The organism is Rhodococcus gannanensis (assembly GCF_042681175.1).
Taxonomy (GTDB): Bacteria; Actinomycetota; Actinomycetes; order Mycobacteriales; family Mycobacteriaceae; genus Rhodococcus_G; species Rhodococcus_G gannanensis.
On record NZ_JBHUFB010000020.1, the window covers coordinates 544,489 to 567,107 of the forward strand.

19 protein-coding genes and 1 pseudogene are annotated in these 22,619 nt (G+C 70.4%); 8 read left to right on the plus strand and 12 right to left on the minus strand.

The window, feature by feature from the left end:
* Positions 1 to 22 precede the first annotated feature (22 nt).
* Positions 23 to 1,657 (minus strand): acyl-CoA dehydrogenase family protein, encoded by a 1,635-nt coding sequence (locus ACFSJG_RS23285; RefSeq protein WP_378487597.1) that lies wholly within the window; start codon positions 1,655 to 1,657, stop codon positions 23 to 25.
* Entirely contained in the window at positions 1,644 to 2,399 is a 756-nt protein-coding gene (locus ACFSJG_RS23290) for a PaaX family transcriptional regulator C-terminal domain-containing protein (RefSeq protein WP_378487598.1), read from the minus strand. Before ACFSJG_RS23290 ends, ACFSJG_RS23285 begins: the two co-directional genes overlap by 14 nt.
* Positions 2,400 to 2,537: 138 nt before the next feature.
* On the opposite strand from ACFSJG_RS23290, the gene ACFSJG_RS23295 reads away from it, so the two are divergent.
* The gene (locus ACFSJG_RS23295) at positions 2,538 to 4,607 is read left to right on the plus strand and encodes a prolyl oligopeptidase family serine peptidase (protein WP_378487599.1); all 2,070 of its coding nucleotides are present in this window, start codon (positions 2,538 to 2,540) and stop codon (positions 4,605 to 4,607) included.
* 18 nt (positions 4,608 to 4,625) lie between these two features.
* Here the strand turns inward: ACFSJG_RS23295 and ACFSJG_RS23300 are convergent, their stop codons facing one another.
* Positions 4,626 to 4,853, minus strand: coding sequence for a DUF6480 family protein (locus ACFSJG_RS23300; RefSeq protein ID WP_378487600.1), 228 nt, complete (start codon positions 4,851 to 4,853; stop codon positions 4,626 to 4,628).
* 201 nt (positions 4,854 to 5,054) lie between these two features.
* Between ACFSJG_RS23300 and ACFSJG_RS23305 the strand changes: the two genes are divergently transcribed.
* Positions 5,055 to 5,516: an SRPBCC family protein gene (locus ACFSJG_RS23305; RefSeq protein WP_378487601.1), complete on the plus strand. Its 462-nt coding sequence runs from the start codon at positions 5,055 to 5,057 to the stop codon at positions 5,514 to 5,516.
* A gap of 200 nt (positions 5,517 to 5,716) precedes the next feature.
* Positions 5,717 to 6,563, plus strand: a pseudogene (locus ACFSJG_RS23310) (DNA topoisomerase IB).
* On the opposite strand, the gene ACFSJG_RS23315 reads toward ACFSJG_RS23310, so the two are convergent.
* The 9 genes from ACFSJG_RS23315 to ACFSJG_RS23355 all read right to left on the minus strand — a co-directional run bounded on the left by ACFSJG_RS23315 (position 6,550) and on the right by ACFSJG_RS23355 (position 16,816).
* On the minus strand, positions 6,550 to 8,877 hold the full coding sequence (locus ACFSJG_RS23315) for a serine/threonine-protein kinase (protein WP_378487602.1): 2,328 nt from the start codon (positions 8,875 to 8,877) through the stop codon (positions 6,550 to 6,552). The pseudogene ACFSJG_RS23310 and the gene ACFSJG_RS23315 overlap by 14 nt on opposite strands.
* Before the next feature lie 11 nt (positions 8,878 to 8,888).
* Complete coding sequence (locus tag ACFSJG_RS23320) at positions 8,889 to 9,716, minus strand: alpha/beta hydrolase family protein (protein ID WP_378487603.1); 828 nt, start codon at positions 9,714 to 9,716, stop codon at positions 8,889 to 8,891.
* 65 nt (positions 9,717 to 9,781) lie between these two features.
* Positions 9,782 to 10,165: a DsrE family protein gene (locus ACFSJG_RS23325; protein WP_378487604.1), complete on the minus strand. Its 384-nt coding sequence runs from the start codon at positions 10,163 to 10,165 to the stop codon at positions 9,782 to 9,784.
* Positions 10,166 to 10,220: 55 nt separating this feature from the next.
* Positions 10,221 to 11,804 carry an HD domain-containing phosphohydrolase gene (locus tag ACFSJG_RS23330; protein ID WP_378487605.1) on the minus strand — a complete coding sequence of 528 codons (1,584 nt, stop codon included), beginning with the start codon at positions 11,802 to 11,804 and terminating at the stop codon, positions 10,221 to 10,223.
* A gap of 132 nt (positions 11,805 to 11,936) precedes the next feature.
* Positions 11,937 to 12,959 carry an alpha/beta hydrolase gene (locus ACFSJG_RS23335; RefSeq protein WP_378487606.1) on the minus strand — a complete coding sequence of 341 codons (1,023 nt, stop codon included), beginning with the start codon at positions 12,957 to 12,959 and terminating at the stop codon, positions 11,937 to 11,939.
* A gap of 304 nt (positions 12,960 to 13,263) precedes the next feature.
* Positions 13,264 to 14,886: a chaperonin GroEL gene (gene groL, locus ACFSJG_RS23340; RefSeq protein ID WP_378487607.1), complete on the minus strand. Its 1,623-nt coding sequence runs from the start codon at positions 14,884 to 14,886 to the stop codon at positions 13,264 to 13,266.
* 278 nt (positions 14,887 to 15,164) lie between these two features.
* The gene (locus ACFSJG_RS23345; protein ID WP_378487929.1) at positions 15,165 to 15,677 is read right to left on the minus strand and encodes a DUF6764 family protein; all 513 of its coding nucleotides are present in this window, start codon (positions 15,675 to 15,677) and stop codon (positions 15,165 to 15,167) included.
* Between the two features lie 133 nt (positions 15,678 to 15,810).
* Positions 15,811 to 16,605 (minus strand): HAD-IIA family hydrolase, encoded by a 795-nt coding sequence (locus ACFSJG_RS23350; RefSeq protein WP_378487608.1) that lies wholly within the window; start codon positions 16,603 to 16,605, stop codon positions 15,811 to 15,813.
* 43 nt (positions 16,606 to 16,648) lie between these two features.
* Positions 16,649 to 16,816, minus strand: a complete 168-nt coding sequence (locus ACFSJG_RS23355; protein WP_378487609.1) for a hypothetical protein — start codon at positions 16,814 to 16,816, stop codon at positions 16,649 to 16,651.
* 175 nt (positions 16,817 to 16,991) lie between these two features.
* On the opposite strand from ACFSJG_RS23355, the gene ACFSJG_RS23360 reads away from it, so the two are divergent.
* The 5 genes from ACFSJG_RS23360 to ACFSJG_RS23380 all read left to right on the plus strand — a co-directional run bounded on the left by ACFSJG_RS23360 (position 16,992) and on the right by ACFSJG_RS23380 (position 22,600).
* On the plus strand, positions 16,992 to 17,462 hold the full coding sequence (locus ACFSJG_RS23360; RefSeq protein WP_378487610.1) for an SRPBCC family protein: 471 nt from the start codon (positions 16,992 to 16,994) through the stop codon (positions 17,460 to 17,462).
* A 148-nt stretch (positions 17,463 to 17,610) separates the two neighbouring features.
* A complete protein-coding gene (locus ACFSJG_RS23365) occupies positions 17,611 to 18,324 on the plus strand; it encodes a phosphatidylserine decarboxylase (RefSeq protein ID WP_378487611.1) in 714 nt (237 codons plus the stop codon).
* Positions 18,321 to 19,187 (plus strand): CDP-alcohol phosphatidyltransferase family protein, encoded by an 867-nt coding sequence (locus ACFSJG_RS23370; protein ID WP_378487612.1) that lies wholly within the window; start codon positions 18,321 to 18,323, stop codon positions 19,185 to 19,187. Before ACFSJG_RS23365 ends, ACFSJG_RS23370 begins: the two co-directional genes overlap by 4 nt.
* A 49-nt stretch (positions 19,188 to 19,236) precedes the next feature.
* Entirely contained in the window at positions 19,237 to 20,325 is a 1,089-nt protein-coding gene (locus tag ACFSJG_RS23375) for an alpha/beta hydrolase (RefSeq protein ID WP_378487613.1), read from the plus strand.
* A gap of 64 nt (positions 20,326 to 20,389) precedes the next feature.
* The gene (locus ACFSJG_RS23380) at positions 20,390 to 22,600 is read left to right on the plus strand and encodes an AAA family ATPase (protein ID WP_378487614.1); all 2,211 of its coding nucleotides are present in this window, start codon (positions 20,390 to 20,392) and stop codon (positions 22,598 to 22,600) included.
* Positions 22,601 to 22,619: the final 19 nt, after the last annotated feature.

A 22,619-nucleotide genomic window follows, 5' to 3' on the forward strand; every position in this document is an offset into this window, starting at 1 on the left:
CGAGTTTCTCGTGTCCGCGCGGTCAGGAAACCGGAACGGGGACGGTGCGGTCGATGATCGGCGCCAGGTCCAGGCCGGTCGGGAGGGTGCCGTAGACGGTGCCCCAGTCACCGGCGAGCCGGGTCGCGACGAACGCGTCGGCGATCGCCGGGTTCCCGGACCGCACCAGCAGCGACCCCTGCAGCGCCAACGCCAGCCGACCGACGACCACGCGGGACCGGTACTCGAGGTCGGTGAGGTCGGTGAACTGTGCCTTGAGCCCGGCGACGTAGGCGTCGTAACGGGCGTCGACGCCGGTGGCAGCATCGAGTTCGTCGAAGAACACACCGAGTACCTCGGGCTGCTTGCCCAACGCGCGCAACGTGTCCAGGGCGGCAACGTTGCCGCTGCCCTCCCAGATCGACCCGAGTGGCGCCTCACGATAGATCCGTGGCATCCCGGATTCCTCGATGAACCCGTTTCCACCGAGACATTCCAACGCCTCCGCGGCGTGACCCGGTCCACGCTTGCAGACGTAGTACTTGGACACGGCCAGGCCGAGACGACGCAGCAGCGCTGCCCGTTCGTCACCGCGCAGCGCGGCATCCGTCTGCGACGCGAGCCACAGCGCCACGGTCGTCGACGCCTCCGCCTCGACCGCGAGGTCGGCGATCACGTTGCGCATCAACGGCTTGTCGATGAGCGGGCCCCCGAACGCCGAGCGGTGCGCAGCGTGGTGGGCAGCGTGGCCGACAGCCTCCCGCATCAGCGCCGATGCACCGAGGGTGCAGTCCAGCCGGGTCATGTTGACCATCTCGATGATGGTCCGGACGCCGCGTCCCTCGTCGCCGAGCCGCCAGCCGACGGCGTCGTCGTACTCGATCTCGCTGCTCGCGTTGGACCTGTTGCCGAGCTTGTCCTTGAGTCGTTGCAGGGCAATGGAGTTCATCGTGCCGTCGGGCAGCACCCGCGGCAGGACGAAGCAGGTGAGCCCACCCGGCGCCTGCGCGAGGGTGAGCAGGATGTCCGACATCGGCGCCGACGTGAACCACTTGTGCCCGACGATCCGGTAGCTGCCGTCCGGCTGCGGGGTCGCAGTGGTGGTGTTGGCCCGTACGTCGGACCCGCCCTGCTTCTCGGTCATCGACATGCCTGCGATCAGTCCGCCCTTGAGCGCGGTCGGCGCGACGGAGGGGTCGTAGCGGTCGTTGCCGAGGAGCGGTTCGAACTCGGTGGACAGCTTCTCGTCCACGCGCAGCGCAGGCACGGCGGCGTAGGTCATCGAGATCGGGCAGCCGTGGCCGGCGTCGGTGACCTGCCAGGCGGTGAACTTCGCGGCCCGGATCAGATGCGCGTGGTCGCGTCGGTCCCGCCACGGTGCACCGTGCAGACCGAAGCCGACGGCGTGCCGCATCAGGTCGTGGTAGGCGGGGTCGTAGTCGACGCGGTCCACCCTGTTGCCGAAGCGGTCGTGGGTGCGCAGGATCGGCGGGTGCGCTTCCGCGCGGTCGCCGAGTTCCTTCGCGTACGCACTGCCCGCCAGGGTGCCCACCTCGTGAACCTCGGCGAGCGCGTCGGCGGCACCGGCCGCGGTCAGGATCTCGTCGAACAGCGGGTGTCCGGCGGTGTCGTAGTCGACCAGCAGCGGAGGCTGATTGGTCACCTCATGCGTCTTCACGGCTGTCTCTCACTTTCTCGCGCATGCTCAGTTCGGCGAACTGTGCGCGGTAATCGTCGTAGGCCCAACGCAATTCGTCGGCAGGCCAGTTCTCGGGGAGTAGGTCGTCGGGGAGCGCGGGGTCGGTGCGCAGGTGCCGGACCGCGGCGGCAGCGGCCATGAACCGCTCCTTCGACTGCCCCGGGACGACCAGGGCGCCGAGGATCGTCCGCGCCTCGGCAGCCCAGGTGTCGAGGTCCCACAACTGACGCACCAGCGCCACCGAGTCGGCCGGGGCGGTGACGAAGCGGTGCACCTCGGCCAGCGGTGGCAGGTCGTGTCCGGCGAGGTTCGCCGGGCGCATCCACACCCCTTCCCGCAGCTCGGCGTAGCGGTGCTCGGCAAGGGTGCCGCGCAAGGCGCCACGGGCGGCGGCGTCGCGCCCGGACACCACCACGACCACCATGTCCCACCGACCGTCGAACGGGGTGCGCCTCGGATTGACCAGCACCTCCTGCAGCGCCTGCCGTTCCAGGTGCCGTGCGCCGAGCAGGTACGTCGCATCCTCGGACACGAGGTCTTCGGCCGCGACCATCCGGGAGAGCGCTGCCCGCATCGTCGACGGCGCGATCCCGAACAGTTCGCCGGTGCGGGTGATCTCCCGTCCCGGCAGCCGGGCGGGGCGCGCACCGAGCAGCAGACTGAGCACCACCGACCGGGCCGTCATCGGCGGCGCGAGCTCGGTGAGCGTGCGGATCGGCATGTCACTCCTCCGACTGAGTGCTACAAATTTTCAACAGCTGTTCTGAATTTGTAACACCTCCGGGCCGAGATGGGAACCCTCCGGGGCACACCGGGGCCCGCGACTTCCGGATCCGCACGTCAGGGGTATGAATGGACAATGGCTACCGACCCGCAGGATCCCCATCTCTGGCTCGAAGACGTCACCGGCGACGCCGCTCTGGACTGGGTGCGCGCCCGCAACGCCGACACCGTCGCCGAGTACGCGGAGTCGGCCGAGTTCACCGGCCTGAGGGACCGCATCCGCGAGGTCCTCGACACCGATGCCCGGATCCCCTACGTCCGCCGCCGCGGGGCGTGGCTGTACAACTTCTGGCGCGACGCGGAGCACGTGCGCGGCCTGTGGCGGCGCACCACGATGGACTCGTACCGCACCGACTCCCCCGACTGGGAGATCCTCGCCGACCTCGACGAGATCGCGCGCAGCGAGGACGAGAACTGGGTGTGGTCGAGCGCGCAGGTGTTGCGCACCGAGGACGACGCCGACCAGACGCGAGCCCTGGTCAGCCTCTCCCGCGGCGGCGCCGACGCCGTGGTGGTCCGAGAATTCGACCTGGCACGTCGCGAGTTCCTCACCCCCGAGAACGGTGGGTTCTTCCTCCCCGAGGCCAAGTCGGACATCGGCTGGATCGACGCCGACACCGTCTACGTCGGCACCGACACCGGCCCCGGATCGCTCACCGACTCCGGCTACCCGCGCACCGCAGCCCGGTGGCGGCGCGGCACCGCGCTGGACGACGCCGTCACCGTCTTCGAAGGCGACCACGCCGACGTCGCGGCCTCGGTCTGGTACGACCGCACCCCGGGATTCGAGCGCTCGTTCGCCGAACGCGCCGTCGACTTCTTCACCTCGATCCGCTACGAACTCACGCACGACGGCGCACTGACACTGATCGACGCCCCCGGCGACGCCCGCGTCTCCGCGCACCGCGAGTGGCTGCTGATCCGCACCCGGTCACCGTGGGCGGTCGGCGGCACCACCCATCCCGCGGGCGCGCTGCTCGCCGCGCGCTACGCCGACTTCCTCGCCGGCACCCGTGAGCTGACCGTGCTGTTCGCCCCGGACGAGCACACCTCGCTCGAACAGTACGTGTGGACCCGCAATCACCTTCTGCTGGTGACACTCTCGGACGTCCAGACCCGGATGCACGTGCTCACCCCCGGCCCCGGTGGCTGGACCGAGTCCGCGGTCGACGGCGTCCCCGACCTGACGTCGACCGACGTGATCGACGTCGACGCGATCGCCTCCGACGAGTTCTTCCTCAACTCCAGCGGCTACCTCACCCCGTCCACCCTGCTGCACGGCTACGTCGGTGAACCGGTCGAGGCGCTCAAGCAGGCGCCCTCCTTCTTCGACACGGCCGAGCTGACCGTCGCACAACACTTCGCGACATCCGACGACGGAACGCGGGTCCCCTACTTCGTGGTCCGGCGCGACGGCCACACGGATTGCTCCGCGGGCTCCGCTCCTGCCGCGCCGGGGCCGACGCTGCTCTACGGCTACGGCGGCTTCGAGAACTCGATGCTGCCCGCGTACAGCGGAGGCCTCGGCCGGGGCTGGCTCGAACGCGGCGGCACCTACGTCGTCGCGAACATCCGCGGAGGCGGCGAGTACGGCCCGCGCTGGCACACCCAGGCCCTCAAGGCCGGGCGGCACCTGGCGTTCGAGGACTTCGCGGCCGTCGCCCGCGACCTCGTCGAGCGGGGCGTGACCACCGCCGCGCAGCTCGGCGCGCAGGGTGGCAGCAACGGCGGGCTCCTGATGGGCGTGATGCTGACCCGGTACCCGGAGCTGTTCGGCGCCGTCGTCTGCCAGGTGCCGCTGCTCGACATGCGCCGCTACCACCTGCTGCTCGCGGGCGCCTCGTGGATGGCTGAGTACGGGGATCCCGACGACCCCGCCCAGTGGGCGTACATCGGCGAGTACTCGCCGTACCAGAACGTCGACGCGGACCGGACGTATCCGCCGGTCCTGATCACCACCTCCACCCGCGACGACCGGGTGCACCCCGGTCACGCCCGCAAGATGGCGGCGCGTCTCGAGGAACTCGGCCACGAGGTCCACTACTACGAGAACATCGAGGGCGGGCACGGCGGCGCCGCCGACAACGCGCAGCTCGCGTTCAAGTCGGCGCTGGCGTACGAGTTCCTGTGGCAGACCCTGAACTGACGTCGTCGAAGTCGCCGCTCACACGATGACGGCGACGATCACGGCCACGAACACGACGACGATCGCTGCGATCACGAGCAAGGTGGCCGAGCCCGTGGGCGGGAAGCGTTTGCTGGTGCGGGGCTCCGGCGCGGACAGCCCTGACGTCTGCGCGGAGTCGGGTGGCGTGGAACCCGGCCGGACTCCCCCGCCGCTGTCGAGGTCCGGAGTGCGATCCGGATCCGGATCGGGAGGTGGTGCGGTCATGCTCAGACCTTCCGCTTCTTGTCTCGCTTCGTGATCAGCACGAAGGCGACGACGCCGACGAGGATGAGAATTCCGATGATCTCCATAGCGGTGGGGTGCCCACTTCGGGACGATTCATGCATCGGTGCGGGGAAAGCGGTCGCAGGGCCGGCTTGAACGCCGAAGGTGTAAGACTCGCGGCGCCCGGGTACCCGCCGATCCATGAGCACAATCACCGAAACCATCGACGTCGACGTTCCCGTGAGCACCGCCTACGACCAGTGGACACAGTTCGAGATGTTCCCGCAGTTCATGGAGGGAGTCAGCGAGATCAGGCAATTCGACGACACCCACACCCATTGGGTGGTCGAGATAGCCGGCCAACGCAGGGAGTTCGACGCCACGATCTCCGAACAGCACCCCGACGAGAGGGTGGCCTGGCATTCCGACGCCGGGCCGGATCATGCCGGTGTCATCACCTTTCATCGACTCGACGAAGCCCACACACGGGTGACCGCGCAGATGGAGATAGATCCGGACGGCTTCGTCGAGAACGTCGCCGACAAGCTCGGGGTTCTGTCCCATCGCGTCAAGGGCGACATGCGCAGGTTCAAGGACTTCATCGAAACGCGGGGGAGCGAGACCGGCGGATGGCGCGGGAATGTCGAGCGACCCGAACCGTGACGGCCGGGGCCGGCGGCACCGAGTCCTGCCGGAGGATGCCGGCCCGGGCATCCCGCCGAGTCACCGAGCGCTGCGGCCCGCCGACGACGATTGGATTGCTGCTGTCTGGCCCGACCCCAGCCCGCTGACACCGTGGTGGGAGGAAGTTCTTCGCCGCCCCCGAGCGAGTGTCGTGCAGAACACCCGGGAGGTTCGTGACGATGCGGATGCGGCGAAGCGATCCGAACGCGGCAGGCATCCGACGACGCCGGCGCGGTAACGGGTTCTCGTATGAGGCAGCGGACGGAACCACGTCGATCTCCGACGAAGACCGGGCACGCATCGAGGCGCTCGCCGTTCCGCCTGCGTGACGAAAGGTGTGGATCGGCCCTCATGCCAACGGCCACATTCAGGCGGTGGGATCGATGCTGCCGGGCGGCGGCAGTACCTGTACCACGAGCAGTGACGGCAGGAACGCGATGAGGAGAAGTTCGACCGTGTGCTGATACTCGCAGCGCGGCTACCGGAATGGCGCGAGCGGGTGGACGACGACCTGCGACGGCGGGGGCGCGGCCGGGACCGCGTCGCGCTGCGCCTCCTGGACCGCGAAGTCCTACGCATCGGGGGTGAGCAGTACGTCGAGGAGCACGGGTCTCGTGGCGTGGCCACCCTGCTGCGGGAGCACGTGAGAGTCGCGGGCGACGAGATCCGGCTCGACTTCCCGGCCAAGAGCGGAGTCCAGCGCGTACTCGCGATCGAAGACGACGCCGTGGCGACGGCCATCCGTTCCCTGCTGCGCGCCGAGCACGCACGGCGGCGCAGGTGATGCGCGAGGTTGGTGAGGTCCTCGGGAACACTCCGGCGGTTGCTCGGGCGTCGTACGTCGATCCGCGAGTCGTCGCCGCCTACGAGTCGGACCGCACGATCGTGCCCGCACTGACGAGGGCGAGACGTTCGCGCTCCGAGGACGCCGAGCGAGCGGTGATCGAGCGGGCGGTCATCCGCCTGCTCTCGAAACAGTCGCGGCCCAGCGCGGTGCTCTGCTCCAGGGGTGTCAGCCAAGGATGACGACGCGCTGCAGTGCCCGCAGGTCCGCCTCGATCCGCCGGAACAGTTGGTACACGAGGATGAACCCGACGATGCCGCCGAGGCACAGCAGGCGGACCGTCACCTCGACGTGCCCGCTGCCCGCCCGCGCGAAGCTGAGCCCCGCGACGCCCACCAGCGGAACCGAGGCCGCGACCGCGAGATACCGGGTACACAGCACGGCGAGAACCCGCAGGTCGCGGCCGTCACCGCTGCCGATCTCCCCGTGCGCAAGCAGGACTGGGTACAGGCTGCGGACGGCGAAGTAGGTCAGGATGAAGTACGGATACGCGACGGCGACCGCGCCGCACACCGCCAGGGACGCGACCAACTGCGAGAAGGTGGCCCCCTGGATGCCGCCCGCGACGACATGCAGGGTGATCGGGTAGACGATGCCGGCGACCAGCCACATCGCGAAGGCGACGATCACCGAGCGGTGGCCGAGGTCGAGGGTGGCGCGCCGGGCGTTCGCGAGCGTCCGCGCGTCCACCACGCCACCGGCCTGCACGCGCCGCGGCACCGTGATCGCGGGCCGGCACCACCACACGATCAGCAGCGCCGCCAGCGGGAAGGCGATCAGCCCGATCACCAGGTGCACTTGATCGAGGCTCTGCTGCGCGGCCGGTGCCAGCCGGGCGACGATCGTCTCCCTGTTGTAGTAGTAGTTGTACCCGGTGGCCAGCAGGTTGGGGATGCCGATCGACGCGAGGACGATCGGGAGCGCCCATCGCACCGCCGTCGACCGTCTGCTGCCGGGCCGCGGGTCGACGAGTTCGCGGGCGCGGGGATCGAGGCACAGGGCGAACTGCCGCGCCAGCTTGCGTCCGGTCGACCAGCGGCGTTCCGGCTGCGGCTCCAGCGCGGTCAGCAGGACCCGCCGCAATGCGACCGGGCAGTCGTCCGGCAGCCGCGCCGCGACCGACTCCGGCACCCCCGCGCGGCGCCGCGCGAGAGCCGCCGCCGGTGTCTCCTCGTCCGGGAAGGGGCGCTCCCCTGTCAGCAGCTCCCACAGCATCACGCCGAGCGAGTAGATGTCGCTGCGGGTGTCGATCCGGGTGTCCACCGCAACTCCGGACGTCCCCGAGGCCGACACCGCCAGCTGCTCCGGTGACATGTACGCCAGCGACCCCGCAACCACACCCGTCGAGCCCGGGACCGCGACGGTGTCGCCGGAACTGACGTTGAAATCGGCGAGCTTCGGGCTTCCCTCCGCGGTCAGCAGTACGTTCGCCGGCTTGACGTCGCGGTGCAGCACTCCCTGCTCACGGGCGTGCTCCAACGCCTCCGCGAGCCGCAACCCGATCCAGGCGACTGTCTCCGGCCAGGTCAGCGTCGACAGCTCGTCACGAATGCTGGATTCCCCCGGCCCGGCGACCCCCTTGCGGGCCAGTTCGCGGTCGATCGAGTCCAGCACCAGCTGCCCGCTCCGACCTTCCGGTGGCGTGACCCGCGCCAGTCGGGCCACGTCGAGCAACGTACCCCCGGGCACGAACTCCATGAACAGCGCCCGCAGCCTGCGGTCCTCGAGCACCCGCTGGTCGTACACCCGGACGATGCCCGGATGGTCGAGCTGGGCGAGCGTCTGCGGCTCGACCCCGACGTTGCGGGACAGCTTCAGTGCGACCCACCGCCGCATCGCGGTCTGCCGAGCCAGGAACACCCGGGCGAACGCGCCGTGCCCGAGCTCGGCGACCAGGTCGAAGTCGTCGAGCCGTCCCCCGACCCGTAGATCCTCGCCGTCGGGCAGGGCCGACGGGGAGGCGGCGCCGGAACGCGGGTCGTGCTCGAGCAGCCAGACGAAGCGCTCCGCCTGCTCCGGGAACTCGGCGACGTAGTCCTCGGCGCTCACCTTCTCGCCGGCGAGCCGGCGGACCCGGAACTCCTCGTAGATCAGCTCCGGCGGTATCGGTCCCGCGAGGAGTTCCCCGAAGTCGAGGCAGTAGTCGGAGATCCGCTTCGGCGTGCGCACCCGGATCCAGCGGTAGGCGAGATCGACCATGACCAGTTCGATCAGCGCTGCGCGCCGGATCGCGTCGGTGTCGGGCAGGTAGTCGCGCAGGTCGGCGGGCGGGCCGTCGCCCTCCTCCCACTCCGCGACCAGCCGGGCCACGCCGGTGTCGACGACGACCCCGGAGCTGGGTCCGCCGCCCGACCGGGTGGTCCCGTCCGATCCCGTTCCACCCGGCCCGATCAGGGCCGCCACCCCGACTTCCGTGGGCGGGCCGTCCGCATCAGCGGCAGCGTCTCCGCGCGCAGTGGGCGCTGCGTCGTCGGGGAACTCGGGATCCGGGGGCATCGGGCCTCACGTCACTCCCGGTCCCGCAGCCACTCCACGACGCGGTCCACCGTGCTGTCGCAGTTGCGGATCCATCCGTTGTGGCCGAGCGGCTGATCCTGATGCCAGGTGGTCACGTCCGCCTTCGGGAACTTGCGGACCATGTACCGGATCGCCGATTTCGGGGCGAGGTCGTCGGCCTGGACCGAGATGGACAGGACCGGCAGCGTCAGCTCGCCGATCTCCTTCTCGTAGTCGACGTCCGCGCCCACCGGCTCGATCCGGCCGGTCCGGGCGAACCTCGACCAGTCCGAGATCAACACCTTGGACTGCCTGCCGAATCCCCCCACCCGGTCCCCCGGCCAGAACCCCGCCATGTTCGCGGTCACCGACATCGCCGCCGATCCGACGAACAGGCCCGCCCCGCGCACGACGCCGTGCCCGCGGTGGAACGGTGACCCGGACGCCACCAGGATCAGCCCGCCGAGATGCCCGTGGATCCGCGCCGCGTACATCACCCCGATCTGGCCGCCCATACTGTGCCCGAGCAGGTACGGAGTGCTCTCGTCGAACCGCTCCCGCACCACCTCGAACACGGCCGGGTAGTCCACCGATGCCAGCTCCTGATAGCCGTAGGTGCTGTCGGGGCCGGGCCGCGGGCGACTGTCACCCTGCCCGCGCAGCTCCCCGATCGCGGCGTTGAAACCGTGCTCGACCAGCGCCTCCGCGAACTTCTCGTAGTACCCCCCGGGGACGCCGAGTCCCGGAAACATCACCACGACCGGCATCCCGGCACGGCCCTCGAACAACCGGACCGGCAGCTCGGTCCCGTCCGGCATCTGAATCGGAATCGTCTCCACACCTCAATAGTCGCCTCTCCGCGGCCGAGTCGACAGGGTTCGGGGCCGACGGGGTTCGTCGCGCGTCAGTAACTGAACGTCGTCGCGCAGCCGTCACCGATCCAGCGCCACATCGGGATCGTTCCTCCGATCTCCGCGTTCGACACCAGCGTGCCCTGGTCGAGGCGCTTGGCGTCGAAGCAGATCGAACAGACCAGCAGGCGTCCGCCCGCGACCTCGAACCGCTTCGCGAGATCCGGGAGCGACGGGCAACCGTCGCATGCGACGCCCTGCATGACGCCCTCGACGGCGAGCCGGACCGCCTCCTTGGTCAGGAACATCAGCGTCGGACGGCCCTCCTCCGCGGCACCGACCGCGACGAGGAACGCCACGGTCACCTTCTCGGGGTCCTCGAGCCCGGTGGTCAGACTGATCACGGCCTTGTGTGGGTTGCTCGTGTTCTCGTTCATACCGTCGAGCCTGCTCCGCACCGCAGTGGGTGTCATGGGGCATCGGCCCCAATTTTCAGTGGCCGACTCCGGCCGGGTGCCCGGCGAGTCCGTGGTCGATGGCGGCGAGCGAGGCCTGGATGCGGTTGCGGACGCCGAGCTTGCCGTACACGCGTTCCACGTGGTTGCGCACCGTCTTCTCCGAGATGTACAACTCCGCGGCGATGTCGCGGTTCGCGCTGCCCTGCGCGACCATCCGCAGCACCTGCACCTCGCGATCGGTGAGCCCGGCGGGCCACGGGGTGCGACGCGTCGGTCGATGTCCCGCGGCGGCGAGGACCGCGTCCACAGACTCGGGATCGAGCCGGCCCGACCGAGCTTCCCGCCGCAACGACTCCGCCGCCTCGTCTGCCGACATCGCGGGCCGTGCCGGTCGCGGTTCGAGCCGCCGCTGGTAGCCATCCGCCGCCCCGAGGATCCGGGCCGCAGGACCGAGATCGGCTGCGGTGGTGCCGCGTGGGAACCCACTGCCGTCGAGCCGCTCCCGATGGGCCGCCGCGACGGCCACCACGTCCTCGAGGCCGGTGACCCGGCTGAGGATTCGTCCGGTCAGGTACGGGTAGAGCCGGACCCGTTCCCAGTCGGCGGCGGTCAGCGTCCCGGCCTTGTCCCAGATCCGGTTCGACACCCCCATCCGGCCGAGTCCGTGCACGAGACCGGCCCGGAACAGCAGGCGCTGATCGGCCTCGGACATCCCGCGACGACGGGCCGCACCCCGCGCCAGCTCCGCGACGGCGCGGGAGTGGCCGAGCAGGTGCGGGCACTTGAAGTCGACGAACTCCCCCATCGCGGCGAGCAGGGTGTCGAGTTCGTCCGGCGTGAGGCGCCGATCCCGGTCCGGGGCCCGGTCCACCGCCTCCGACCAGACGTCGCACTCGAGCAACCCGTCGGTGATCGCGGCGGCGTCGGCGACGAACGCGTCCACCACCTGTGGACAGAACTGCCGCCCGCTGCGTGCCGTGACGACCTCGACGGCCCGGCCGAGTCCCGCGGTCCGCAGGTGCACCTCGGCGACGTCGGCGACGGCGACCACACGCGACGCCATCGGGATCGCGTCACCGGACGCGCCGGCGGGCAGTCCGCGTCCGTCCCACCGTTCGAAGGCGTAGGAGAGGGTGTCCACGACGCCGTCGCCGAGTCCCGCGCGGGCCGCGAGCACCCGCGCCGACGTGCAGTGCGAGGTGATCAGCGCGGTGACCCGGGAGCGGGCCGTCCACCCCACCGTCACCGCGGTCAGCCCCCGCCGGAAGGCGCCCTGGTCCTCGCCCGCGTGACGCAGGATGAGCCGCAGCATCGGCCAGCCGACCATCTCGATCCCGTAGGTGTCCGCACGGAACGCAATGTCGTCGCCGACGAGCGCGGCGAGTTCGTGGGAGTCCGCGTGGCACCCGATCCAGCCGACGAGGGTGCCGTAGTAGACGGCGGGCCGATCCGACTCGGGGACCCCGACGCGCTCCGCGAGCCGGCAGGCGATCAGCGACGACCGCAGCATGTGCTCCATCGGCTGACCGAGACCGAGGTCGACGGCCAGCGACAGCGCCGCCAGCACCTCGGCTCGTCGCGGTCCGGCCGCGGCGTCGAACGCCCCGTTCGCGTGCACGGGGACATTCTCCCGCAGGTACGGTCCCGCGTGCAGTGCCTGACACAGCGCGACGGCGCCGGCCCCGCGAGTGCGGTACCGGCGCCGTCGTGGGTGCCTTTGTTCAGTTGGCCCGGTTCACCGGGCCGGGTGTCACAGGCCGATGGTGTTGGCGATCCACGGCCACGACTTGTGGAGATCGTCCTGCCAGTAGCCCCACGAGTGGGTGCCGTTCGGACGGAAGTCGAAGGTCGACGGGATGTTCAGCTCGTTCAGACGCTTGAACAGGTTGTTGGTGCACAGCAGGGTCGCACCCTCGATGGCGCCACCGAGCAGGACCTGGTTGGCGAGGGAGTTCACGCTGCCGGCCTTCTGGACGGTGTCGTGCGGGCCGGGCAGGCCGTTGCCGGTGGACATGTAGATCTCGGTGCCGCGCAGCTTCTCCGCGTTGACGACCGGGTCGTTCTCGACCCAGCCGGGGCCGTCGGTCGGACCCCACATGTTCTCGGTGTCGCCGCCGCCACGGGACTCGACGACCACCTTGATGTACGCCTGGCCGGCGGGGGTGCTGGTCTCGGCACAGCCGCTGTAGCCGGCGACGCTCTTGTACAGGCCCGGGGCCGAGATCGCGAGGTTCAGGACGCTCGTGCCGGTCATGGAGATCGCGGCGAGCGAGTTGGTGCCGTTGCCCTTGAACGCCGAGTCGATGATCGGCGGGAGCTCCTGGGTCAGGAAGGTCGTCCACTTGTTGCGGCCGAGCTCCGGGTCGTCCTTCTGCCAGTCGGTGTAGTAGCTGAACGCGCCACCGATCGGGGTGACGACGTTGACGTTCTTGTCGGAGAAGAACGATGCCATGTCGGTACGGCGCTGCCAGGTGGCGGAGTCCTCGCCGCCGCCCGCGCCGTTGAGCAGGTACAGGGTCGGCCGCTCGGCGTTCAGGTCGGCGGGCATCTGGATCTTGACCGGGATGGTCTTGTCCATCGACACCGAGTACACGTACGCCGTGACCTGTCGGCCGGTGCCGTCCACACGCTCGAGGGAGGAGCCGTTCGGGGCGACCGCGCTCGGCGCGGCGTTCGCGACACCGCTGACGCCGAGCAGGGGCAGGACGGTCAGTGCGGCGGTCACGGCCGCGATGCGACCGAACCGGCGGCCGGATCCACGGAACTTGGGCATATCCCCACCTTGTGTGATGTGTCGTGTTGCGCTGTGTGGTGTGTCGGTGCTCGATGCGCGTCCGTTACAGAACTGCGACCCCACTGTGATCTCGTGGGGTCGCGACGATCGGGTGCGCGCTCACAGTGTGTCCGAGACCGGGCCGGTTGTCCAAAGTTTCGCCGAAGTTGTGGACGAATGTCCGACATCGCACGAACTGCGCACATCGCGGACCCGGCGCACCTGCGGCACGAGGCCGACCCACCCGAAGGTGGGCCGGCCTCGCTGGAACCGGGTGGGGCCGATCAGGCCCCGGGGGCCGGACTCAGAAGTCCATGCCGCCCATGCCGCCGGTCGGGTCGCCCACGGGGGCGGCCTTCTCCGGCTTGTCGGCGACGACGGCCTCGGTGGTGAGGAACAGAGCCGCGATGGACGCAGCGTTCTGCAGCGCCGAGCGGGTGACCTTGACCGGGTCGTTGATGCCGGCGGCGAGCAGGTCCTCGTACTCACCGGTGGCGGCGTTCAGGCCGCTGCCTGCGGGCAGGTTGCGAACCTTCTCCGCGACGACGCCGGGCTCGAGGCCGGCGTTGAACGCGATCTGCTTGAGCGGCGCCTCGAGGGCAACCTTGACGATGTTGGCACCGGTGGCCTCGTCGCCCTCGAGCTTCAGGTCGTCCAGGACCGGAGCGGACTGCAGCAGGGCCACGCCACCACCGGCGACGATGCCCTCCTCGACGGCAGCCTTCGCGTTGCGGACGGCGTCCTCGATGCGGTGCTTGCGCTCCTTGAGCTCGACCTCGGTCGCAGCGCCGGCCTTGATGACGGCGACGCCGCCGGCCAGCTTCGCGAGGCGCTCCTGCAGCTTCTCGCGGTCGTAGTCGGAGTCCGACGCCTCGATCTCGGCACGGATCTGGCTGACGCGACCGGCGATGGCCTCGGCGTCGCCTGCACCCTCGACGATGGTGGTCTCGTCCTTGGTGACGACGACCTTGCGGGCCTGGCCGAGCAGCTCGATGCCTGCGGTCTCCAGGGAGAGGCCGACCTCTTCGCTGACGACCTCGCCACCGGTGAGGATGGCGATGTCGGCGAGCTGCGCCTTGCGGCGGTCACCGAAGCCCGGAGCCTTGACGGCGACGGACTTGAAGGTGCCACGGATCTTGTTGACGACCAGGGTCGACAGGGCCTCGCCCTCGACGTCCTCGGCGATGATCAGCAGCGGCTTGCCGGCCTGGATGACCTTCTCGAGCAGCGGCAGCAGGTCCTTGACCGTGGAGATCTTGGAGCTGACGAGCAGGATGTACGGATCCTCGAGGACCGCTTCCTGACGCTCGGCGTCGGTGGCGAAGTAGAGGGAGATGTAGCCCTTGTCGAAGCGCATGCCCTCGGTGAGCTCGAGCTGCAGGCCGAAGGAGTTGGACTCCTCGACGGTGATGACGCCTTCCTTGCCGACCTTGTCCATGGCCTCGGCGATCAGCTCACCGATGGACGCGTCGCCTGCGGAGATACCGGCGGTGGCAGCGATCTGCTCCTTGGTCTCGACCTCCTTGGCAGTGTCGAGCAGCTTGGCGGTGACGGCCTCGACGGCCTTCTCGATGCCGCGCTTCAGACCCAGCGGGTTGGCGCCGGCAGCGACGTTGCGCAGACCCTCACGGACGAGCGCCTGAGCGAGGACGGTGGCGGTGGTGGTGCCGTCGCCAGCGACGTCGTCGGTCTTCTTGGCGACCTCCTTGACCAGCTCGGCGCCGATCTTCTCGTAGGGGTCCTCGAGCTCGATCTCCTTGGCGATGGACACGCCGTCGTTGGTGATCGTGGGGGCGCCCCACTTCTTCTCGAGCACGACGTTGCGACCCTTGGGTCCCAGCGTCACCTTGACGGCGTCGGCGAGGCTGTTCAGGCCACGCTCGAGGCCGCGGCGGGCCTCTTCGTCGAACGCGATGATCTTGGCCATTGCGAAGTGATCCTCCGGATTGGGGGTGACACGCAAGGCGACCGCTCGTCGGGTCGCCTCAGTTGCTCGCAGGGCGACCGCGAGGACGCCCCGTTCACATGGCCAGGCTCGGTGCCCGCGACGGACGACCAGGGGTGTCGATGGTTCCCGGTCTCACCGTCCCGACCTGGCACTCACGAGTTGCGAGTGCCAAGTGCATTTTTAGCACTCACCCGGGGTGAGTGCAAGGTTTCGGCGGTCCGCCGCGGGCACCCGACCTTCACGCGACCAGCACGTCGTCAGCGGATCAGGCAGAAGGCTCCGGTGTTGACGTTGACCGCGAAGGACAGCGGTCCGACGCAGTTGACGCCGCCCGACTCGGCGGTCGCGCCCGAGCCCCAGCCCGCCAGCGCGAGCGTGACGTTGCCGTTGTCGGTGCGGGCGTGCGCGATGCCGCCGCCGATCGCGAACGCGTTCGCCTGACCCGCGACCTTCGACGTGCTGAGCGCGACCCCGAAACCGGTGGCGAAGGTGTTCGCGGTGCCGCCGTTGGCGACGCTCACCGCGGTGCCGCTGTCGATCGCACCCGAGTTCGCGACACCGCCGAGCGTGGCGGTCGCGCCGCAACTGGCCTGGCCGTCGACGCGGATGTCGTTCGCGATCGGCGGCGAGACGCAGTCGACGCGGGTCGCCGATGCGACGCCCGTCCCGGCGACGGCGAGCCCGCCGACGACCGCGAGCCCTGCCGCGATCGACATGCCGGTGCGCGCGAGGCGGCGGGGGGAAGAGGAAACAGAACGGGAACGGAACACGGTGCGCACGAAACTCCTCAGGACAGAGTGAGACTGGACGGTGACCGACAGGACCGTGACGAAGGCAACGGTGAACGACGGTGCCGTCGACCGTACCCAATGACGGGCACCGCGAGCGCGGGCTTCGCCCGCTTCAGCCGACCGCGCCCGGTTCGCCGGCGAGCGCGTCGAGCAACGCGGGCAGATCGGCGACCGAGTCGACGACGTGATCCGGGGTCCCCGGGGCGGCGTCGAGGGCCGCCTGCCGGAACTTCCCGGTCCGCACCAGCACCCCGGTGAACCCAACGTACTGCGCGGCCAGCACGTCGTTGACGACGTCGTCTCCGACCATGATCGCGTTCTCCGGATCGACGCCGACCAGCGCCGCCGCGGCGGTGAAGCCGGTCGGCGCGGGCTTGCCGATTACGGTCACGCGGCCGCCGCCCGCGGCCTCCAGCCCGGGGAGATAGGCGCCGGTGTCGATCTTGACGCCGTCGGCGGTCGCCCAGGACAGCCCGCCCTGCATCGCGACCACGGGCACCCCGCGCTGCATGAGACCGACGACGCGACTGAGGGTGGCGTGGTCGAACTCCGGCCCCGCACCACCGAGGACGACGACCTCGGGATCGTCGGCGTCGAGGCGGACGCCGGACAGGTCCTCGGTGATGTCGCCGTGGTTGACCAGCAGGCACCGGGCGCCGGGGTACGCCGCACGCAGGTACTCGGCGGTCAGCGCGGCCGCGGTGACGATCTCGTCTGGGGTGACGTCCATGCCGCCGTCACGCAGCGCCGCGGCGATCTCGGCGCGGGTCCGCGAGGTGGTGTTGGTGAGGAAGGCCAGCGGGTGGGCGCGGCGGCGGACCGCCTCGAGCGCAGCCGCGGCACCGGGGATCTCCTGCCACGAGGTGACGAGAACCCCGTCGATGTCGAACAGGATGCCGACGGTCACGACATCAGTATGCCCGCGGAGCGCAGGACCCGGCGGCGACGAGTCATCGGATGAAGTGTCCGTGTACGAGGTCGTCGACTTCCCGGGGCGTGAGCAGCCGTTCGAGCCCCTCCGCGGGCCAGGTCTCGCGACGCCGCCAGGTCCGGGCGGTGGGCAGCATCGGAACAGCGTCGGCGTGGTGCGCGGATCGAAGTGCGACGGAAAGTTTCACGATGAGCTCCGGGGATGGTTGTCGGCTCTGGGCCGACCACGGCATGGCTACCCTGTTCATCGCCCGGCACACTCACGCCATTACACCGCCGAGCCTCCCTCTTGACGTACGGTCGCGGCCGGGAAACCATGTGTGACCGTCGGTACCGTATACATTCAGTGAACCGGAGTCTTCTGTGACGAACACCCTCGAAGCCAGCATCGAGATCGACGCCACCCCCGAGGCGGTGTGGAAGGTCGTGTCCGACCTCGAGCGCATGGGCAAGTGGAGCCCGCAGTGCAAGGTGATGAAGGTACTCGGCGGACCCGTCCGGCAGGGCAGCCGGACCGTCAACGTGAACAAGAAGGGCCTGCTCGTGTGGCCCACCACGTCGAAGGTCGTCCGATTCGAACCGAACCGGGCCATCGCGTGGCGCGTGACGGAGAACCACACCATCTGGACCTACGAGCTCACCGCGACCGGCACCGGCACCCGAGTGACCGAGCGGCGTGAGGCCCCCACCGGCACCACGAAGGTCTCCTCGTTCCTCGTCGACAAGTTCATGGGCGGCACCCCGGGCTTCGAGGTCGACATGATCGCGGGCATGAACCTCACCCTGTCCCGGATCAAGAGCGAGACCGAGGCGGCGACCAGCTCGGCCCGCTGACGGCGAGCAGCACCGCTGGCGGTGGTGCCGCGGGGCGGGCGAGGACGGCGGAGCGGGAACCTTCCGATGTGGCCTAACCTTGCAGTGCCCGCGAACGGCACCACCGCGTGCGGGCGCCCCCACCGTCACCGAATCAGATGAGGAACCAGTGGCCCGCCGCCCCACCCCCATCGGCACTCCGCAGCCGACCGGCCTTGCACACGTGATCGACCTGGTCAAGACGACGATCCCACCGCTGCACCCCGCCGGGCTACCCTTCGTTCTCGCGCCACTCGGCGTCGCGGCGCTCGGCAGGCGCCGCCCCTGGATCCGCAACACCGCGCTGCTCGCGTCCGGCGCCTGTGCCGCCTTCTTCCGGCACCCGCACCGCGTCCCGCCGAACCGTGTGAACGTGGCGGTCTCCCCCGCCGACGGCGAGGTCGCGCTCGTCGACTCCGCGGTACCGCCCGCCGAGCTGAACATGGGTGACCAGCCGGTGCCGCGGGTCAGCATCTTCCTGTCCGTCCTCGACGTCCACGTCCAGCGCAGCCCCGTGGCGGGCGAGGTGCTGCAGGTCGTCCACAGGTCCGGCCAGTTCCTGTCCGCGGATCTCGCGGAGGCGAGCGAGGCCAACGAGCGCAACTCGATGCTGCTGCGCACCGACAACGGCCACGAGGTCGCAGTCGTGCAGATCGCCGGCCTGCTCGCGCGCCGCATCGTGTGCGACGCAGGCGTCGGTGACCGGCTGCCGATCGGCGACACCTACGGGCTGATCCGGTTCGGGTCCCGGGTCGACACGTACTTCCCGGCAGGCAGCACTCTCCTGGTGGAGCGCGGACAGCGGGCCGTCGGCGCCGAAACCGTCCTGGCGCAACTGCCGTGAGCCCACGCGAGGTGGTCACGAGCAGGCCGCGACGCGTGGCGTCGAGCGGCCTGCTGCTGCTGCCGAGCACCCTGACGATCCTCGCCCTGTGCAGCGGACTGTCCGCCGTGAAGTTCGCCCTCGGCGGCGAACTGGGGATCGCGCTCGCCATGATCGGTGTCGCGGCGGTCCTCGACTCCCTCGACGGACGAATCGCCCGGCTCCTCGACGCGACCAGCAAGATCGGCGCCGAGCTCGACTCACTGGCGGACGCGATCTCGTTCGGCGTCGCGCCCGCACTGGTGCTGTATGTGACGCTCCTCGACGGCAGCAACGCCGGCTGGATCGTCGCCCTGGTCTACGCGGTGAGCATCGTGCTCCGGCTGGCTCGGTTCAACACCCTCCTCGACGACGACACCGCACCGTCGTACACGACCGAGTTCTTCGTCGGCGTCCCCGCACCCGCGGGCGCGCTCATCGCGCTGACCCCGCTCGCGGCGTACGAGCAGTGGGGCGACGGTTGGTGGTCCTCGTTCTGGGCGGTGTCCGCGTGGACCGTGTTCTCCGCGGCACTGATCGTCAGCCGCATCCCCACGCTCGCCATGAAGTCGTTCTCGGTGCCGCGGCGCATGGCGGCGGCACTGCTCGTCGGCGTCGCCCTCACCGGCGCAGCGCTCATCACGTACCCGTACGTGCTGCTGATCGTCCTGGTGGTCGCGTACCTCGCGCACATTCCGTTCGCGGTGCGGTCGAAGCGCTGGGTCGCCGCCCGCCCCGAGGTGTGGGACGTCAAGCCCGCCGAACGCCGCGCGATCCGGCGGGTGACGACGAGCGACAAGCGCTCGTACTCGCGGCTCGGCCTCCGCCGGCCCAGGCCGCGGTGACGCGGGTGGATTCGGGCGCCGGCCGTAACCCCACCTATAGTCGGTAGCAATGCACACGATCGGACGATGGTTGACGGGCGCTGCCCTCGCAGCACTCCTGTCGACCTCCACCGGGGTGGCTCCCGCGGCAGCGGTGACCCGCATGCCGCTTCCGTTCGTCGGATCGAGCGCCGCGCAGTCGGGCACCGACACGGAGGTGACGTTCGACTCGGACGGACTGACCTTCCACGCCAGCCTGCGCACACCGGTCCACTCGCGGCCGGGAGTCGCGGTACTTCTCCTGCCCGGTAGCGGACCCACCGACCGCAACGGCAGCCAGACCGGACTGAAGGCCGACACGATGCGACGCATCGCCGACGACCTCGCCGCGCAGGGCATCACCAGCCTCCGATTCGACAAACTCGGCAGCGGCGCCACCGGCCTCGCCGGACTGTCGCCGGACCGGCTCCCCGAGTACGGGTTCACCTCCCAGGCCGACCACGCTCAGGCCGCCGCGGAGCTGCTCGCCGACCGGACCGGGGTACCCGTCGACCGTCTGGCCGTGGTCGGGCACAGCGAGGGCGCGCTCACCGCACTCGAACTGACCGCCCGCGGCATCGCGCACGGCGGTCTCGCACTACTCGCTCCGCTTCCGATTCGGTACCTCGACCTGCTCACCGCCCAGCTGAACACCCAGCTCGACGCGGCGGTCCGGTCAGGGCAGTTGCCGATCTCCGACGCCGACGCCGCACGCACGACGTTGCGGGAGAGCATCGAGAGCCTGCGCCAGACGGGCCGACTGCCCGCGAATCCGGACCCTCTCCTCGCGAGCATCGGGCTCGTCCACGCGAACGCCCGTTTCCTCGCCGAGGCGGATGCGCTCGACCCACCGGCACTCGCCGCCGCAATCGGTGACGGCACGCACGTTCTGGTGACGTGCTCGGACAAGGATCTGAACATCAGCTGCGATCAGGTGGGCGCACTGCGCGACGCACTCGATCACACCGAACTCCGATTCGCGCACCTGGCGAACGCCAGCCATCTCCTCGACGAACTCGGGCCGTTCCCGCCGAGTCGCATCGACCCGCTGGTGCCGCTGCCGGAATCGACGGAGTTCGCAGGTGTCCTGCACGAGTGGGCACTGGGCCTGACCGGCTGACCGTCAGGTCCACCCGCAGCGCTGATCGGCCGGCACCGCCGGCGGGATCACTACTGTGGTGCGCGTGACCACACCGGAACTCGCGCTCACCGCCCGGCTCAACACGTCCGCCGCCGATGCCCGCCGAGGCGTCGTGCGCCTGCATCCCGAGGCGCTCGCCGCGCTCGGGCTGCGCGAGTGGGACGGTATCGCCGTGATCGGGGCGCGGCGGACCGCCGCCGTGGTCGCGCTCGCCCCGGCGGGCACCCCCACCGGCACCGCCCTCCTCGACGACGTCACCCTGTCCAACGCGGGGATCAAAGAGGATGCGCGCGTGGTCGTTTCACCGGTCACCGTGTACGGAGCCCGTAGCGCGACGCTGAGCGGGTCGACGCTGGCGATGCGATCGATCTCCGAGACCACGCTGCGCCAGGCACTGCTCGGCAAGGTCCTCACCGTCGGTGACACGGTGTCACTGCTCCCCCGCGACCTCGGCCCCGGCGTCTCCACCGTCGCCGCGACACAGTCGCTGTCCCGCACCTTCGGTGTCGCCTGGACGTCGGAACTGCTGACGGTCGCGGCGGTGGACCCCCAGGGCCCGGTCAGCGTGCAGCCGAACTCGGCGGTCGGCTGGGACGGCTCGGCCACCGCGACGGCACCGGCCACGACCCCCGCACCTGTCGCGTCGGGGACGACCGGAGCGGTCCCGTCGCCCGACGAACAGTCCCCGCCCCGGCCGGAACCGGTCGCCGTGCACGACCTCGTCGGGGTCGCGACCCAGGCCGCCCGACTGGGCGAATGGCTCAAGCTCGCACTCGACGAGCCGGCCCTGCTGCACACCCTGGGCGCGTCCGCGCATCTCGGTGTCCTCGTCACCGGACCCGCCGGCGTCGGCAAGGCCACGCTCGCCCGCTCGGTCCTCGCCGGCCGCAACGTCATCGAACTCGACGGTCCCGCCGTCGGCGCCCTGGAGTCGGCGGCGCGACTGCAGCGGGTCACCGGGGCCGTCACCCGGATCCGGCACGACCGCGGCGTCCTGCTGGTCACCGACCTCGACGCACTGCTGCCCGGCGAACCGGAACCGGTGTCGGCTCTGATCCTCGACGAGCTCCGCCGGGCGGTGGACACCCCGGGTGTCGCGTTCGTCGCGACAACCGCGCATCCCGACGCCCTCGACGACCGCGCCCGCGGCCAGGACGTCTGCGACCGCGAGCTGACGATCCCGCTCCCGGACGGCGCCACGCGACGCGGCCTGCTCGAACTGATGCTGCGCCGCGTCCCCACCGACACGCTCGACCTGACCGAGATCGCTTCCCGAGCACCTGGTTTCGTCGCGGCGGATCTCGCCGCGCTGGTGCGCGAGGCGGCCATCCGCGCGGCCTCACGGGCGAGCGCCGAGGGCAGCGAGCCACGCCTGGAGCAGTCGGACCTGCTGGGCGCCCTGGACGTCATCCGGCCGCTGTCCCGTTCGGGCACCGAGGAACTGGCCGTCGGGTCGGTGACCCTCGACGACGTCGGGGACATGGTGGAGACCAAGCAGGCGCTGACCGAGGCGGTGCTGTGGCCGCTGCAGCATCCCGACTCGTTCGCCCGGCTCGGTGTCGACCCGCCGCGCGGTGTCCTGCTGTACGGGCCGCCCGGATGCGGCAAGACGTTCCTGGTTCGGGCCCTTGCCAGTTCCGGCCAGCTGTCGGTGCACGCGGTCAAGGGTGCGGAGCTGATGGACAAGTGGGTCGGCTCGTCCGAGAAGGCCGTGCGTGAACTGTTCCAGCGGGCCCGGGACTCGGCGCCGTCGATGATCTTCCTCGACGAGGTGGACGCGCTGGCACCGCGCCGCGGGCAGTCGTCGGACTCGGGCGTCACCGATCGGGTGGTCGCCTCGCTGCTCACCGAACTCGACGGCGTCGAGCCGCTGCGTGACGTCGTGGTGGTGGGGGCGACGAACCGCCCGGACCTCATCGACCCGGCGCTGCTGCGCCCGGGCCGGTTGGAGAAGCTGGTGTTCGTGCCGCCGCCGGACGCCGACGCGAGGCGCGAGATCCTGCGGACCGCGGGCCGGTCGGTCCCGCTCGCCGAGGACGTCGACCTGGCCGCGCTGGCCGACGATCTCGACGGCTACTCGGCGGCGGACTGCTCGGCGCTGCTGCGGGAGGCGGCGCTCGCCGCGATGCGCCGGGACGTCGACGCCGCCGACGTCACCGCGGCCGACGTCGCGACGGCCCGCGAGTCGGTGCGTCCCTCCCTCGATCCGGCGCAGGTCGCGCATCTGCAGGAATACGCCGACCGCCGGAGCTGACGCGCACTATGGTCACGCC